General features: G+C 64.0%; 15 protein-coding genes. 5 read left to right on the top strand and 10 right to left on the bottom strand.

The genetic code is table 11. The features are described 5' to 3' along the window. Window positions 1-20: 20 nt before the first annotated feature. Window positions 21-806: a sulfite exporter TauE/SafE family protein gene (locus ACMGG8_RS15195; RefSeq protein ID WP_047305291.1), complete on the bottom strand. Its 786-nt coding sequence runs from the start codon at window positions 804-806 to the stop codon at window positions 21-23. A 27-nt stretch (window positions 807-833) separates the two neighbouring features. Next, window positions 834-1,766: a TauD/TfdA family dioxygenase gene (locus ACMGG8_RS15190; protein WP_231978974.1), complete on the bottom strand. Its 933-nt coding sequence runs from the start codon at window positions 1,764-1,766 to the stop codon at window positions 834-836. A gap of 513 nt (window positions 1,767-2,279) precedes the next feature. Between ACMGG8_RS15190 and ACMGG8_RS15185 the strand changes: the two genes are divergently transcribed. Further along, entirely contained in the window at window positions 2,280-3,662 is a 1,383-nt protein-coding gene (locus tag ACMGG8_RS15185) for a PLP-dependent aminotransferase family protein (RefSeq protein WP_414159833.1), read from the top strand. Between the two features lie 20 nt (window positions 3,663-3,682). On the opposite strand, the gene ACMGG8_RS15180 is transcribed toward ACMGG8_RS15185, so the two are convergent. The 8 genes from ACMGG8_RS15180 to ACMGG8_RS15145 form a co-directional block, all read right to left on the bottom strand. Then, on the bottom strand, window positions 3,683-4,456 hold the full coding sequence (locus ACMGG8_RS15180) for a 1,6-dihydroxycyclohexa-2,4-diene-1-carboxylate dehydrogenase (RefSeq protein ID WP_060844092.1): 774 nt from the start codon (window positions 4,454-4,456) through the stop codon (window positions 3,683-3,685). 471 nt (window positions 4,457-4,927) lie between these two features. Continuing rightward, on the bottom strand, window positions 4,928-5,941 hold the full coding sequence (benC, locus tag ACMGG8_RS15175) for a benzoate 1,2-dioxygenase electron transfer component BenC (RefSeq protein ID WP_060840102.1): 1,014 nt from the start codon (window positions 5,939-5,941) through the stop codon (window positions 4,928-4,930). A gap of 10 nt (window positions 5,942-5,951) precedes the next feature. Next, window positions 5,952-6,440, bottom strand: coding sequence for a benzoate 1,2-dioxygenase small subunit (benB, locus tag ACMGG8_RS15170; protein WP_414159832.1), 489 nt, complete (start codon window positions 6,438-6,440; stop codon window positions 5,952-5,954). After that, the gene (benA, locus tag ACMGG8_RS15165; RefSeq protein WP_414159831.1) at window positions 6,437-7,801 is read right to left on the bottom strand and encodes a benzoate 1,2-dioxygenase large subunit; all 1,365 of its coding nucleotides are present in this window, start codon (window positions 7,799-7,801) and stop codon (window positions 6,437-6,439) included. The genes benB and benA overlap by 4 nt, the downstream gene beginning before the upstream one ends. A gap of 348 nt (window positions 7,802-8,149) precedes the next feature. Continuing rightward, complete coding sequence (locus ACMGG8_RS15160) at window positions 8,150-9,106, bottom strand: AraC family transcriptional regulator (protein WP_060844094.1); 957 nt, start codon at window positions 9,104-9,106, stop codon at window positions 8,150-8,152. A gap of 136 nt (window positions 9,107-9,242) precedes the next feature. Next, entirely contained in the window at window positions 9,243-10,172 is a 930-nt protein-coding gene (gene catA / locus ACMGG8_RS15155; RefSeq protein ID WP_414159830.1) for a catechol 1,2-dioxygenase, read from the bottom strand. A gap of 51 nt (window positions 10,173-10,223) precedes the next feature. Further along, window positions 10,224-10,514 carry a muconolactone Delta-isomerase gene (gene catC, locus ACMGG8_RS15150; protein ID WP_016966965.1) on the bottom strand — a complete coding sequence of 97 codons (291 nt, stop codon included), beginning with the start codon at window positions 10,512-10,514 and terminating at the stop codon, window positions 10,224-10,226. A 10-nt stretch (window positions 10,515-10,524) separates the two neighbouring features. Then, window positions 10,525-11,673 (bottom strand): muconate cycloisomerase family protein, encoded by a 1,149-nt coding sequence (locus ACMGG8_RS15145; protein ID WP_414159829.1) that lies wholly within the window; start codon window positions 11,671-11,673, stop codon window positions 10,525-10,527. A gap of 125 nt (window positions 11,674-11,798) precedes the next feature. Between ACMGG8_RS15145 and ACMGG8_RS15140 the strand changes: the two genes are divergently transcribed. The 4 genes from ACMGG8_RS15140 (at window position 11,799) to ACMGG8_RS15125 (ending at window position 14,429) form a co-directional block, all read left to right on the top strand. Next, the gene (locus ACMGG8_RS15140; RefSeq protein ID WP_060840108.1) at window positions 11,799-12,707 is read left to right on the top strand and encodes a LysR family transcriptional regulator; all 909 of its coding nucleotides are present in this window, start codon (window positions 11,799-11,801) and stop codon (window positions 12,705-12,707) included. Between the two features lie 102 nt (window positions 12,708-12,809). After that, entirely contained in the window at window positions 12,810-13,310 is a 501-nt protein-coding gene (locus ACMGG8_RS15135) for an RDD family protein (protein WP_414159828.1), read from the top strand. A 36-nt stretch (window positions 13,311-13,346) separates the two neighbouring features. Further along, window positions 13,347-13,676 carry a DUF6388 family protein gene (locus tag ACMGG8_RS15130; RefSeq protein ID WP_060844097.1) on the top strand — a complete coding sequence of 110 codons (330 nt, stop codon included), beginning with the start codon at window positions 13,347-13,349 and terminating at the stop codon, window positions 13,674-13,676. Window positions 13,677-13,724: 48 nt separating this feature from the next. Beyond that, the gene (locus ACMGG8_RS15125; protein WP_060840111.1) at window positions 13,725-14,429 is read left to right on the top strand and encodes a YoaK family protein; all 705 of its coding nucleotides are present in this window, start codon (window positions 13,725-13,727) and stop codon (window positions 14,427-14,429) included. The last annotated feature ends 8 nt before the right edge of the window (window positions 14,430-14,437 follow it).

Below are 14,437 nucleotides of genomic sequence, written 5' to 3'. Positions count from 1 at the left end.
GTTTCTCCTTTGTCTGGCGATCAGGCCAGGTATTTCACGCCGAGGCTGGCGAACAGACACATCATCGAGAGCACCAGCACCTTGCGCACCACGTCGTTGCCCTTGCGAATGGCCAGGGCACTGCCCAGGTGGTTGCCCAAAATGTTGCAGGCCACCAATGGCAGGGCCAGCAGGTAGATCACCTTGCCGGCCATGATGAACGCCACCAGGGCGCCGATGTTGGACGCGAAGTTGAAGGTCTTGGAGTTGGCCGAGCTGGAGACCAGGTCCATTTTCAGCAGGTAGTGAAAGGCGATGATGAACATGCTGCCGGTGCCCGGGCCAAAGAAGCCGTCATAGAAGCCGATGACCAGGCAGGTCAGGGGCACCACGGTAAACAGCATGGCATCGGACAGCACGTGCTCCTGCACGGGCCGGTCCTTGGGGGTGAGGAAAATCAGGATGCCAAAGGGGATCAACGCCAGGATGATCTTGCCCACGGTTTCCTGCGAGATCGACACAATCAGGTGCGCCCCCAGGTAGGCACCGAGCAGGGAAAAAGGCACGCCGACCAGCGCCACTTTCCAGACCATCTTGCTGTTGACCAGAAAGTTTCTGATCGCCGCCAGGGTGCCCAGGGTGCTGACCAGCTTTTCCTGGCCCAGCGCCACCTGCGGCGGCAGGCCCACCAGCAAGAATCCCGGTACCAGGAACAGCCCGCCCCCGCCGGCAATGCTGTCGACAAAGCCGGCGACGAAAGCAATGGCGCCCAGCAGCAGAATCGCCAATACCCAGTGTTCAGCCCAATAGGCTCCTAACAGTTCCATAGCGTTACCCCACGAAGAAAAAAAGAATCAGCAAAGGACTTCATACAGATGGTCGGCTCGCGCAAAGCGCACGCGGTTCAGGTCATTGACCGCAAACACGCGCAACAGCCAGCGGTCGGCGCCGTCGTTTTGCGGCTCGAAACCGTCCCGGGCGTGAAGCACTCGCTGGTTCTTGAAGATCATGAAATCCCCGGGCAGCAGCAGGTGCGGTTCATCGAAGCGACGGGTTTCCAGCAGCGTGCGCAGGGCATTGAGCGCCAGCTCGGCGGTGGCGTTCATGCCGTAGGTGTTTTCACTGTCGAAACGGCACAGCCACTCGTTGGCCGCGCCGCGCACCAACACCGCCAGGTTGGGCGTTGAACGGCGTTGGCTGGCGAACGAGTCCGGGCGGCGCACTTCGAACTGCGGCAGGCTCAGTTCGCGCACGGTGGCCGCCGGCAGTTGCTCGATCACGTCGTCCAGATTGACCAGCGTGGTGTTGATCCGCGGGTCGCAACGCATGCCGAAGAACGACAGGTATTCCGGGCAGCAGGAAAGCTCGCCGAGCGCTTCGGAGGACAGCGGCAAGTCCGGGTTGTCGACGTGGTAGGAGAAGCGCAGGCGCGAACCGTGCGAGCTTTTCTGACTGGAGGAAGTGCGTGAAGGAATCACATGGCGAAACAGGCGCCCGTCATTCTCTCCTTCATAGACCACCGGATGGATACCCAGCAGGCTTTGCAGCGAAAGGCTGACCAGGCAGGCGATGGGGGTGCTCTTGGGGCTCAACACGCCGGAGTAAGGCGTCGGCGGAATGTCCCGGTCTCGCGGGCAGTTGCGAATCACCATCGAGGTGATGTCGGGGTCTTCGACAAATGCCCGGATCTGTCGGGTCAGGGCGGCCCCCAGTACATCCTGGGCCTGTTCCTTGAGCTGAAAGTAAATGTCTTTGGTGGCCTCGAATTCCAGAGGCGTCTGACTCAAGACGGTTTGCCATGCGCTGGAAATAACCCACGGCAAGCGGATTTCCAACGTTGCCACGGCCTCGACTGCCTGCTTGTGCTGTGCGCTTTCCATTTCAGTTGAATTCCATAGTTCGATGCGCGTTGCGCCTGACCCGGGAGGCGGCACAACCTGTTGTATTTTTGTGATTCAGCTCACACGACACCCGTGTAATGCCGGGACAAACCCGCCAATGCCTCGATAACATCTCGAAACAACATCGACGTAATCATTGTAATTACACAAATAGACTCGATTCAATTTATTTCTGCCGATCGGCGCTACAGCCCGCGCACACGGCTTTAAAGTCATTGAATTTATTGAAATTTCTCGTGAAAGAAAATTTCAGCGCGACAAAACCGACGGAAAAACTGGGTTACTCGAAAGAATTAAATCGCATCAATTAGGTGCAATATCCTCGATTACCACAGGATTACGCCCCTTCACAGGTTCATGTTAGGCTTGCGTGCTTGTGCAGACTCTGGTGCTTTACCTATGTGGGTTCCTCAATACAGCGGCCACGCGCAGCCGGTTTACCTAATGATTGCCGACGCCCTGGAGCAAGACATTCGCTCCGGGCGCCTGAGCCCTGAAGATCGGCTGCCCACCCTCAAGGAGCTGGCCGAGGCCTTGAAAGTCACGCCCGGCACCGTGGGTCGTGCCTATGACGAAGCGGCCAAGCGCGGGCTGGTGGTGGGGGAAGTCGGACGCGGGACCTTTGTCCTGCCGGCCAAGACCAGGACGGCACCTGCCGCAGCACAAACCGCCGCCGATAGCCACAGCGCGCAGATCGATCTGTCGATCATCAAGCCCAATGACGCCAACGTCGGGATGTGGCTGCGCGATTCCATTGGCGAGCTGGCACAGTCGACCGACCTGAACCGGGTTCTGGACTACGCCACCGATGGCGGGCACGCCGTGCACAAGCAGGCCGGCGCCCGCTGGGTGCAGCGCAGCCTGCCCGAGGCGCGCTGGCAGCAGATCGTGCTCACCAGCGGCGCACAGCACGGCCTGCTGGTGGCCATCAACAGCCTGTCCAACACCAACGACCTGATTCTCTGCGAAGAGCATTGCTATCCCGGGATCATCTCCCTGGCCCACAGCCTGGACAGGCGCCTGATGGGCGTGCAGATCGATGAATACGGGCTGGTGCCCGAGGCCTTCCGCGCCGCGTGCCAGGAACACCGTCCGGCCCTGCTGGTGTGCGTGACCACTCACCAGAACCCGACCAACTCGATCATGCCGCCGGAGCGCCGCGAAGCCATCGCCCAGATCGCCCGCGAATACGATGTGTTCATCATCGACGATGACATCTATGGTTTTCTGGAAACCCACACGGTGCACAAGCCGATCTCGGCCTACGCCCCCGAGCGTTCGATCTACCTGACCAGCCTGTCGAAAAGCATCCTGCCGGCCCTGCGCATCGGTTACCTGTACGCCCCGCCCGAAACCCTCTCGCGCCTGTCGTCCATGGTCCGCAGCAGTGTATGGATGCCCTCGCCGATGATGGCGCAACTGGCCAGCAACCTGATCAACAGCGGCACCGGCGAGCAGTTGATCAAGGTCCAGCAGCAAGAAGCGGCGGTGCGCCAGCAAATGGCGCGGGAGATTCTCGGCAACTATCAGATCAGCAGCCAGCCCAACAGCTTTCACATCTGGCTGGTATTGCCCGAGCCCTGGAACTGCGATGAGTTTGCCAACCTGGCCCGTGCCCAGGGGGTCACCGTGGTCAGCGGCAGCCAGTTCCTGGCTCAGCGCACCACCGCCAGCCGCGGCGTGCGCATTGCCTTGATGTCGCCGAGCCGCGCCGAACTGAGCTTTGCCCTGACCAAGCTGGCCAGCCTGCTCGCCTCACCCGAGCCGCGGCTGTTCTACTGACGGGTTCAGGAGCTCAGCCTTCAGCCCTGGTCGCCGCCGCCCACCGGCAGCACCGTGCCGGTGATGTAGGAAGCTTCGTCGGAGGCGAGGAACAGGATCGCCGCGGCCTGCTCGTCCATGTTGCCGTAGCGTTTCATCAGGCTGCTGTCCAGGGTCTGCTCGACGATCTGCTGATACCAAGCCTGCTCCTCGGCGCTCGGCTCGGCGCTGTTGCGCGGGATGCGCCGCGGCGGGGCTTCGGTGCCACCCGGGGCGGTGGCATTGACCCGCACGCCGCGGCCGGCGGTTTCGAAGGCCAGGCAGGCGGTCAGCGCGTTGATCCCGCCCTTGGCCGCGCCGTAGGGCACGCGGTTGAGGCTGCGGGTGGCGATGGACGAGACGTTGACGATGGCCCCGCTGCCCTGCTCCAGCATCTGCGGCAAGGCGGCGTGGCAGCACCACAGGGTCGGGAACAGCGAGCGACGCACTTCGGCTTCGATCTGCGCGGGTTCGTAGTGTTCGAAGGGCTTGGCCCAGATGGTGCCGCCGACGTTGTTGATGAGGATGTCCAGGCGGCCGAAGTGGGCGATGCCCGCCGCCATGATCCGACTGCATTCGCTGTACTGCTCCAGGTCGGCGGTCAGGGCCAGGACCGGGTAGCGGGGGCTCAGTTCGGCGGCCAGTTCGAAGACCAGCTCGGAGCGGTCCACCAGCACCACGCGGGCGCCCTCTTCGGCCAGGCGTTCGGCAACGCGACGGCCGATGCCTTGGGCGGCGCCGGTGACCAGGGCGACTTGGTTGTGGAAACGGTTCATGGAAACCTCGTGAATGCAAAAAGATAAGGAGAACACCACCCGACGTAGGAGCCGGCTTGCCGGCGAAAAGGCCCTTGAGCCTAGCAGCGCCCTGATGGACGCCTTCGCTGGCAAGCCAGCTCCTACAAGACCAGGCTTGCCGCGTGGGACTTCGTAGGAGACGGCTTGCCGGCGAAAGGGCCCTTGAGCCTTGCAGCGCCCTGATGGACGCCTTCGCTGGCAAGCCAGCTCCTACAAGGCCAGGCTTGCCGTGTGGAACTTCGTAGGAGCCGGCTTGCCGGCGAAAGGGCCTTGGGGCCTTGCCGCGCCCTGCTGGACGTCTTCGCTGGCAAGCCAGCTCCTACAAGGCCGGGCTAGCCGTGTGGAACTTCGTAGGAGCCGGCTTGCCGGCGAAAGGGCCCTTGAGCCTTGCAGCGCCCTGATGGACGCCTTCGCTGGCAAACCAGCGCCTACACAAGAGTGCAATGCCCTTCAGGCGGCGCTGGCGGCGAACTTCTCGTAGTAGAAATTTGCCGGGGCAATGCCCTGCTCGCGGATGAACTGGCTCACCGCCTCGACCATCGGCGGCGGGCCGCACAGGTACACGTCCACATCACCCTGGTTGAGGTGCACCGGCTCGATGTGCTGGGTCACGTAGCCCTTGCGCGGATAGTGGCTTTCGGGGTTGGCCACGCAGGCGCTGAAGCTGAACTGCGGGATGCGCGCGGCAAAGTCTTCCAGGCGCTCCAGCTCCACCAGGTCGAAATCGTTGGTCACGCCGTAGATCAAATGCAGCGGGTGCTCGCTGCCCTGCTCGGCAATTTTCTCCAGCATGGCGGTGAACGGCGCCAGCCCGGTGCCGCCCGCCAGCAACAGCAGGGGCCGGCGGATATCCCGCAGGTAGAAGCTGCCCAGGGGCCCGGCCAGGGTCATGCTGTCGCCGGCTTTGGCAAGACCGGTGAGGAAGCTGCTCATCAGGCCGCCGGGCACATTGCGGATCAGGAAGCTGACCTCGCCGTCGCGCTGCAAGGAGCTGAAGGAATAGGCCCGGGTCTGTTCGCTGCCGGGCACCCCGAGGTTGACGTATTGCCCCGGCAGGAACGCCAGCTGGCTCAGGGCCTCGCCCTTGATCGACAGGGCAATGGTGCTGGCGGACAGCTGGCGCACGGCGCTGATGCTGGCCTGGAAACTGCCCTGCCCGGCGCGGCAGACCTGGGACGAAGCCGGCACCCGCACCACGCAATCGCTCAAGGCGCGCATCTGGCAGGTGAGGACAAAACCCTGCTCGGCCTCATCGGCGCTCAGGGCGTCTTCGATGTAGTCCTCGCCCAGCTCGTAGCGCCCGGCCTCGGCCAGGCACTTGCAGGTGCCGCACGCACCGTCGCGGCAGTCCAGGGGGATGTTGATGCCTTGGCGGTAGGCGGCGTCGGCCACGGTTTCGCCCGGATTGGCGTTGACGAAGCGGGTCACGCCGTCTTCGAAATTGAGTGCGATTTGATGGCTCATGACAGTCGCCTCAGAGGTGGTAGATATCGACGACCTGGCGAACGTAGTCGTTCTTCAGGATGACTTTCTTGGCCAGGATCAACGGGTTTCCGCCGCGCAGGTCGAGGGTGTAGAAGCTGCAGCCGAAGTAACTGTCCACGGTCTTGTAGCGAAAGCTCAGGGTGTGCCAGTTGAAGCGCAGCTTGCACAGGCCGTCGCCCTGCTCCAGCAGCTCGATATTGCTCAGGTTATGGGAGGTGCGGGTGTCGGGAATGCTGGCGCTGGAGCGCTCGGTCTTGATGCGGAACACCCGGTCTTCCAGGCCGCTGCGGTTGCCATACCAGATCAGCGAGATTTCCCGCTGCGGGTCTTCGGTCAGCTGGTCGCTGTCGTCCCAGGACGGCATCCAGAAGGTCGCGTCCGGGGCGTAGAGTTCCAGCCAGTTGTCCCAGTCCTTGTCGTCCAGGTAGCGGGCTTCGCGGTACAGGAAATCGCGCACGGTGTCGTAGGAAACAGTCATTGCACGGCCTCCACCGCGATCTGCCGTGAGGCTTCACGCTCCAGGGCCGCCAGCAGGGTTTGCTGCCAGTACTTGTGCTGCATCACGAACAGGCCTTCGTCCTCGGTGCGCACGCCGCTGAGGATCGGCTGCAGGTCGATTTCTTTGGCGGCCTCGTCCGCCCCGCGGACCCAATGCTCGGCACCGCGGGACATGTCGTTCCAGGCCGTGCTGCTGCCCTGGTAGCCGAGCTGGCAGGAACGGAACTCCTCCAGGTCGTCCGGGGTGGCCATGCCGCTGACGTTGAAGAAATCTTCGTACTGGCGGATGCGCCGGGCCCGGGCTTCGTCGCTCTCGCCCTTGGGCGCGATGCAGTAGATGGTGATTTCGGTGCGGTCCACGGAGATCGGCCGGGCGATGCGGATCTGCGAGCTGAACTGGTCCATCAGGTAGACGTTGGGGTACAGGCACAGGTTGCGCGAGTTCTCGATCATCCAGTCGGCCCGGGCCTGGCCGAAGTCACGAGCCAGCTCGTCGCGGCGTTCGTACAGCGGGCGGTCCTCGGGGTTGGACCAGCGGGTCCAGAGCAGCATGTGGCCCTTGTCGAAGGAGTAGAAACCGCCGCCCTGCTTGGCCCAGGTGCCGGCGCTCATGGTGCGGATGTCTTCCCCGGCTTCGCGCTGCTTGCGCTGGTTCTGGGTGGCGGCGTAGTTCCAGTGCACCGAGCTGACGTGGTAGCCGTCGGCGCCGTTCTCGGCGGTGAGCTTCCAGTTGCCTTCGTAGATGTAGCTGGAGGAGCCGCGCAGCACTTCCAGGCCGTCGGCGGACTGGTCGACGATCATGTCGATGATCTTCGCCGACTCCCCCAGGTGCTCCACCAGGGGCAATACGTCGGGGTTGAGGCTGCCGAACAGAAAGCCGCGATAGGACTCGAAGCGCGCGACGCGGGTCAGGTCGTGGGAGCCGTCGCAGTTGAAGCTGGCCGGGTAGCCGGCAGCGGCCGGGTCCTTGACCTTGAGCAGTTTGCCGGTGTTGTTGAAGGTCCAGCCGTGGAACGGGCAGGTGAAGGACGCCTTGTTGCCGGTCTTGTGCCGGCAGAGCATGGCGCCGCGATGGCTGCAGGCGTTGATGAAGGCATTGAGTTCGCCGTTCTTGTTGCGCGCGATGAACACCGGCTGCCGGCCCATGGTGGTGCTGTAGTAGTCGTTGGGGTTGGGGATCTGGCTGTCGTGGGCCAGGTACAGCCAGTTGCCTTCGAAGATGTGCTGCATCTCCAGGTCGAACAACCGGGGGTCGGTGAACATCTCCCGCTTGCAGCGGTAGACGCCCTGGTCGGGGTCTTCTTCAAGCAGGGAATGCAGGTATTCGGGTCGCAGGGACATGGCCGCCGCCTCCATTGTTTTTATTCAGGCAGGGCCATGCTAGGACGGGGGTTGGCAGGGCAATAGCCGATGCGTGCAGACCTGTATCCGTTTTCTGCAGATTGCCTTGTAGCCGCTGCCGCAGGCTGCGAACGGCCCGAAGGGACGCAAGGATCTCAAGGCCGCTAAAGGCTCGGCTGGCGATCGCCAGGCAAGGTCCTGCGGACCTTTTCGCAGCCTCGCACGCTCGGCAGCGGCTACAGGGGTGTAGCCGCTGCCGCAGACTGCGAACGGCCCGAAGGGACGCAAGGATTCCAAGGCCGCTAAAGGTTCGGCTGGCGCTCGCCAGGCACAGGTCGGAAGGGCCGGTCAGTGGCGACGCTTGAGGGTGTCGGACGGCCGTTCGCCGTATTCCTGGCGGTAGCTCTGGGCGAAGCGACCCAGGTGGGAAAAGCCGAAGTCCAGGGCCAGTTCGGTGACGTTGCGCACCGGGCTGTGCGGGTCGCTGAGGCAGGCGTGCACCCGTTGCAGTTTCTGCTGGCGGATGTAGTGCTTCGGCGTGGTGCGGACGTTGCGTTCAAACAGCGCGTACAGCGAACGCAGGCTCATGCACGCCTGTTGCGCCAGCTCTTCGCAACCGATGTCGCGCTTGAGGTTGCGCTCGATGTAGTCGGCTATGCGTTCGAAGGTCGCCGCCGAGGCACTCAGGGTGCCGCGCTGGACATTGGTCTGCATCAGGCCCAGCAGTTTGCTCACCAGGATGTGCGCGTAGTGCTCTTGCACCTTGGGCATGGCCTCCAGGGCTTCGGACTCCTGGCACAACAGGCTCAGCAGGGGCACGAAGCCTTCCAGTTCCTGCAGTTGGTAACGCTGGCGCAGAAAGCGCACGCCCTGCCCCGGGTACTGCCAGCGCTGTTCCTGGCAGGCGGCTTCCAGCAGGTGCGTGGGAATCTTGATGATGAATTTTTCGCAGTCGTCGGAATAGGTCAGGTCCACCGGGTCGTCCGGGTTGATCAGCAGCAGTTCCCCCGGGGCGAAGCAGTGTTCCTGGTCGCGGCTGCGCCACAGGCAGTGGCCGCGCAGCAGCACCTGCAGGTGGTAGATGCTTTCCAGCGCCGGCGAGGTGACGCGTACGCTGCCGCCATAGCTGAGGCTGCACAGGTCCAGGCTGGCCAGGGCCCGATGGTTGAGGCTGGCCTGGGGATGGCCCGCCCGGGGCAAGCGGATGCAGTGGCTGCCCACGTGCTGATTGACGTAACCGGACACGGCATGGGGATCGGCTTGAACAAACACGCGGCTGCGTTCACTCAACAGATGCATTTGCATGATCGGGTCACTCTGATGGTGCTTATCAGGTCTGCGTTTCAGGCACGCAACGCAGTCTCGTCAGGCCAGGCATAACGGCAAAAGCCACGGGCACCTGGGTCGGTGCTCCGTGGCCGGGTCAAGCAGGGTCGGCTTTTCAGTCCTCCAGGGCACGCACCCGTTCGTGGCGCTGCTGTTCTTGCGGCTGGGCCGAGGACTGCAGGGTGAAGTCGAAGTGAATTTCCGCGAAGCGGCCGCTCACGCCCAACTCCTTGGCCCGGGCCTGGTCCTCGCTGAAGGTGATCTTGGCGATCAGCTCGTCGCGGGTGGCGTAGGCGAAGTCGTCGTGCAGGTAGGGGTCGCCGTCCAGGTTGATCTGGGTGGTCAGGTGGCGATGGTCATCGGCGGAGATGAAGAAGTGGATGTGCGCCGGGCGCTGGCCGTGACGCCCCAGTTGATCCAGCAGTTGCTGGGTCGGGCCTTCCGGCGGGCAGCCGTAGCCGGACGGCACGATGCTGCGAAAACGGTAGCGGCCCTCGGCGTCGGTGACGATGCGCCGGCGCAGGTTGAACTCCGATTGGCTGCCGTCGAAGTAGGAATAGGTGCCGCCGGTGTTGGCGTGCCAGACATCGACGACAGCCCCGGCCAGGGGATGGCCGGCGGTGTTGGTCACCTGCCCTTGCATGAACAGCACCACGCCCGGGTCGAGGCCGTCGTCCAGGCGCGCCTCGCCCTGGCTGAGGGGCGCGCCGGCGACGTACAGCGGGCCTTCGATGGTGCGCGGGGTGCCGCCGGTCTTGCCGGCCTGTTCGTCGGCGGCGTCCATCAGCAGGTCCAGGTAGTGCTCCAGGCCCAGGCCCGCGGCCAGCAGGCCGGCTTCCTGGCGGGCACCGAGCACGTTGAGGTAGTTGACGGCTTTCCAGAATTCTTCCGGGGTGACGTTCAGGTCTTCGATGATGTTCACGGTGTCCCGCAGGATGCGGTAGACGATGGCCTTGGCCCGGGGGTTGCCGCCTTCGGTGAACTGGCCGCTGGCTTCTTCAAGAAAACGCTGGGCGCTGGCAGTCTGGGAAATTCTGACGTTCATGATTAATCCTCATCTTGTATTTATTAGAGTGGTGAACGGGCTGATGCGAGCTCAGCGGTCATCCTCATGAATGGACGAAGGATGCCTGCACAGGGCGTTAACTTCGATGGCCATGTACGGGTACAACGGCAATTGCATCAGGGTGTCGTGCAGTTCCTGCACGCTGTCGACGTCGAACACGCTGTAGTTGGCGTACAGCCCGGCAATGCGCCACAGGTGGCGCCACTTGCCTTCGGCCTGCAGGCGCTGGGCCAGGGCCTTTTCCTCGGCCTTCAGTTGCGCGGCGCGTTCGGGGTTCATGTCGACCGGCAGGTTCACGGTCATTTTCACGTGGAATAGCATGCAGCCCTCCTCAGGTGTGATGCAGCACGGGGGTGGTTTTGTCACGACGGAAGAACGCCAGGCGCTCTTCGTCCAGGCTCAGGCCAAGGCCCGGTGCCCGTGAGACATGCAGGTGGAAATCCCGGTACACCGGCGCCTCGGCGAGGATGTCCTCGGTCAGCAGCAGCGGGCCGAACAGCTCGGTGTCCCAGCTCAGTTTGTTCAGGGTCAGGAAGGCGTGGGCCGAGGCCAGGGTGCCGATGCCGCCTTCGAGCATGGTGCCGCCGTACAGGCCGATGCCCGCTGCTTCGGCAATCGCCGCGGTGCGCAGGGTGGCGCGGGGGCCGCCGTTCTTGGCGATCTTCAGGGCGAACACCGAGGCCGCCCCTTCCCGGGCCAGGTTGAAGGCGTCTTCCACGCATTCGATGGATTCGTCGGCCATGATCGGCGCCGGGCTGCTGGCATTCAGGCGCACCATGCCGGCGCGATTGTTGCGTGAGATAGGTTGCTCGATCAGGTCGATGCCGTTGCTGCCGAGGATGCGGCAGGCGCGCAGGGCCACGGCTTCGTCCCAGGCCTGGTTGACGTCGACCCGAACGCTGGCGCGGTCGCCCAGGGCATTCTTGATGGCGATCACATGGGCCAGGTCGCGGTCCACTTCACCGGCACCGATCTTCAGCTTGAAGATGCGGTGGCGACGCAGGTCGAGCATCTTCTCGGCTTCGGCGATGTCCTTGGCGGTGTCGCCGCTGGCCAGGGTCCAGGCCACGGGCAGCGCATCGCGCACCCGGCCGCCCAACAGTTCGCTGACCGGCAGCCCGAGGCGCTTGCCCTGGGCGTCGAGCAAGGCGCTTTCGATCCCGGACTTGGCGAAGGTGTTGCCGCGGATGCTCTGCTCCAGGCGCAGCATGGCGGCGTTGATGTTGCTGGCATCCTGGCCGAGCAGCAGCGGGGTGAAGAAGCGGTCGATATTGGTCTTGATGCTGTCCGGGCTTTCGTTGCCATAGGCCAGGCCGCCGATGGTGGTGGATTCCCCCAGGCCTTCGATGCCGTCGGCGCAGCGCAGGCGGATCAGCACCAGGGTCTGGTTCTGCATGGTGTGCATGGCCAGCTTGTGGGGGCGAATGGTCGGCAGATCGACGATGATCGTTTCGATCGATTCAATGGCAGAAGCGTGCATGTCCATACCCGTGAGGTTCTTGAAGTTCTGCGCTCGATTCTGTCCCGGCTTTTTCCGGGGTTCCAATATAGAATTGGTCTGGCTTGATACCTTTAAGGTATGCACATCACCACTGGAGAGCTGTCATGGAACTGCGTCATCTGCGCTACTTCCAGGTGCTGGGGGAAACCCTCAACTTCACCCGCGCCGCCGAGCGCCTGCACATTGCCCAACCGCCCTTGAGCCGGCAGATCCAGCAACTGGAAGACGAGTTGGGGGTGTTGTTGCTGGAGCGCGGCCGGCCGCTGCGCCTGACCGCCGCCGGGCGGTTTTTCTATGAGCATTCCAACCGAGTGCTGGAGCAGTTGGGCAAGGTCTGCGACAACACCCGGCGCATCGGCCTGGGGCACAAGACCTGGCTGGGCATCGGCTTTGCCCCTTCGACCTTGTACGGCGTGCTGCCGCAACTGATCCGCCGCCTGCGCAGCAACGAAACCCTGGAGCTGGAACTGGGCCTGTCGGAAATGACCACCCTGCAACAGGTGGAGGCCTTGAAGGCCGGGCGCATCGATATCGGCTTCGGGCGGATCCACATCGACGACCCGGCCATCGTGCAGAGGGTGCTGACCGAGGACCGGCTGGTGGTCGCCCTGCCCGCCGGCCATCCGCTGCTGGGGCAGGCACTGACGCTTGAGCAACTGGCCAAAGAACCCTTCGTGCTGTACCCGGCCAACCCGCGCCCGAGCTACGCCGACCATGTGATCGCACTGTTCAATGCCCGTGGCCTGAACCTGAAGATCGCCCAGTGGACCAACGAATTGCAGACCGCCATCGGCCTGGTGGGCGCCGGCATTGGCGTCACCCTGGTGCCGGCCTCGGTACAGGTGCTGCACCGCGACGACATCGGTTTTTGCCCGCTGCTGGAAACCGCTGCCACCTCGCCGATCATCCTCAGCCGCCGGGTCGGCGAGCCGTCGCCGGGGCTCACCCATTGCCTGCACCTGATTGCCCAGTTGCGCAGCGAGATCGGTCGCGAACAGCCCGTGGTCAGCTGACTCGGTGCGGGTGCAGTAGGCCCCCGCCAAAACCACTGCTACTCCCCGCCCTGCGGGGATTACACTGCGCCCGACATGATGGAAAAAACTCTGGAATCGACCATGGAAGTCTCAAGAACCCGACTGATCCTGCGCCGCGCCGCCGCCTTCATGCTCGACCAGGTGCTGGCGCTGGCGGTGTATGTGCTCCTGTCGCTGAGCCTGCACGGGGTGCTGGCGTTGCAGCCGGTCAGACGCTTGCTCGACCTCGCGCAACAGACGGGGCTGGAGCCCTACCTGCACTCAATGCTGTTCATGCTGGTCTGGCCCTTGTACTTCGTGGCCTGGGAGTATTTCTTCAAGGGCCGCACGCCCGGCAAGTGCGCCCTGGGCCTGGTGGTGATCAACGCCGCCGGGACGCCGCCGACGCTGATCCAGGTACTGATCAGAAGCGCCACCCGCTATCTGGAGGCCGCGTTCGCCTTTGTCCCGCTGATGGCCTGCGTGGAATCAAGCCGCTGCCAGCGAATAGGCGATATGCTCGCCCGCACCTACGTGATCCCGCACAGGGATCTGCAGCAGATACGCAGTGAAATGCCAGCACACCCTCTGTCCCGGGCTTGATGCCTGAAGACTGCCCGTTCCCCTCAAGGAGCCCCGATGCCCGCCGATGCCCTGCACCACGAAATAGCCTTGGAAAGATTTCTCGCCGCCCGCCCCGAACTGCGCGAAGCCCTGGACAAGCTCAATCCGCTGGAGGCCCAGGTCAAGGGCGAGACGCCCGAGCAGTACCGCAACGAACGCCTGCATGAAGCCTTTGAAGCCGAAGCCGAGCGCCTGGGGCTGTTCGCCTGGGAGTTGAGCCTGCAACTGACCGCCGCCAGCCCCGAGGAATTCCACGCCCAGCGCCTTGAAGTGCACAAGGAGGTGGCGGAAATGGCCGGCATGCCGTGGGATGAATACTGCGCCCTGCATCATCTCGCCCCATAGCCTTGACCCGCACGCGTCCCCCGCAGTCCCTGTTCAGGAGAACCGACGATGTTGCCTTCGACTTCCACACAAGCGGCCAGCGCCGCCCTGCAGCACACGCAGAAATGGCGCGGGCGGGTCGGCCTCGGGCTGGTGGCCTGCCTGTCCGTGCTGGCCGGGATGACGGACGCCATCGGCTTCATGGCCACTGGCGATTTCGTCTCCTTCATGAGCGGCAACACCACGCGCATGGCGGTGGCCATCAGCGATGGCGAACCGGCCCTGGTGCTGCGCCTGATGCTGCTGGTGGCGACCTTTGTCGTCGGCAACGCCCTGGGCGTGGTGGTCAGCCGCCTGGCCGGACACCGCGCCCTGCCCTTGCTGCTAAGCATTGGCGCGTTGCTCTGCGCCTCCGCCGCCTGGCCCTTCGAGCAGCAACTGCCGGCCCTGCTGGCGGCCATCATCGCCATGGGCATGCTCAATGCGGCGGTGGAGGAAGTGAACGGCCTGCCCATCGGCCTGACCTACGTCACCGGGGCCCTGTCGCGCTTTGGCCGCGGGCTGGGGCGCTGGGTGCTCGGCGAACGGCGCAACGGCTGGCGGGTACAGCTGGTGCCGTGGAGCGGGATGTTCGCCGGAGCGGTGCTGGGGGCCTTGCTGGAACAGCACCTGGGGCTCCAGGCGCTGTATGTCAGCGGGTTGCTTGCCGCCCTGCTGGGCATCGCGTCACTGAAGATTCCGCGCCGCTGGCAACTGGGCTACAAGACCCGATGAACTGCGCC

Source organism: Pseudomonas sp. BNK-45, assembly GCF_047456255.1.
Classification (GTDB): Bacteria; Pseudomonadota; Gammaproteobacteria; order Pseudomonadales; family Pseudomonadaceae; genus Aquipseudomonas.
This window is presented reverse-complemented; position numbering and strand designations above follow the sequence as displayed.

Coding starts and splice junctions, on each gene's coding strand:
- ACMGG8_RS15195 (WP_047305291.1), bottom strand. CDS start 806: ATGGAACTGTTAGGAGCCTATTGGGCTGAACACTGGGTATTGGCGATT.
- ACMGG8_RS15185 (WP_414159833.1), top strand. CDS start 2,280: ATGTGGGTTCCTCAATACAGCGGCCACGCGCAGCCGGTTTACCTAATG.
- ACMGG8_RS15180 (WP_060844092.1), bottom strand. CDS start 4,456: ATGAACCGTTTCCACAACCAAGTCGCCCTGGTCACCGGCGCCGCCCAA.
- benC (WP_060840102.1), bottom strand. CDS start 5,941: ATGAGCCATCAAATCGCACTCAATTTCGAAGACGGCGTGACCCGCTTC.
- benB (WP_414159832.1), bottom strand. CDS start 6,440: ATGACTGTTTCCTACGACACCGTGCGCGATTTCCTGTACCGCGAAGCC.
- benA (WP_414159831.1), bottom strand. CDS start 7,801: ATGTCCCTGCGACCCGAATACCTGCATTCCCTGCTTGAAGAAGACCCC.
- ACMGG8_RS15160 (WP_060844094.1), bottom strand. CDS start 9,106: ATGCAAATGCATCTGTTGAGTGAACGCAGCCGCGTGTTTGTTCAAGCC.
- catA (WP_414159830.1), bottom strand. CDS start 10,172: ATGAACGTCAGAATTTCCCAGACTGCCAGCGCCCAGCGTTTTCTTGAA.
- catC (WP_016966965.1), bottom strand. CDS start 10,514: ATGCTATTCCACGTGAAAATGACCGTGAACCTGCCGGTCGACATGAAC.
- ACMGG8_RS15145 (WP_414159829.1), bottom strand. CDS start 11,673: ATGCACGCTTCTGCCATTGAATCGATCGAAACGATCATCGTCGATCTG.
- ACMGG8_RS15140 (WP_060840108.1), top strand. CDS start 11,799: ATGGAACTGCGTCATCTGCGCTACTTCCAGGTGCTGGGGGAAACCCTC.
- ACMGG8_RS15135 (WP_414159828.1), top strand. CDS start 12,810: ATGGAAGTCTCAAGAACCCGACTGATCCTGCGCCGCGCCGCCGCCTTC.
- ACMGG8_RS15130 (WP_060844097.1), top strand. CDS start 13,347: ATGCCCGCCGATGCCCTGCACCACGAAATAGCCTTGGAAAGATTTCTC.
- ACMGG8_RS15125 (WP_060840111.1), top strand. CDS start 13,725: ATGTTGCCTTCGACTTCCACACAAGCGGCCAGCGCCGCCCTGCAGCAC.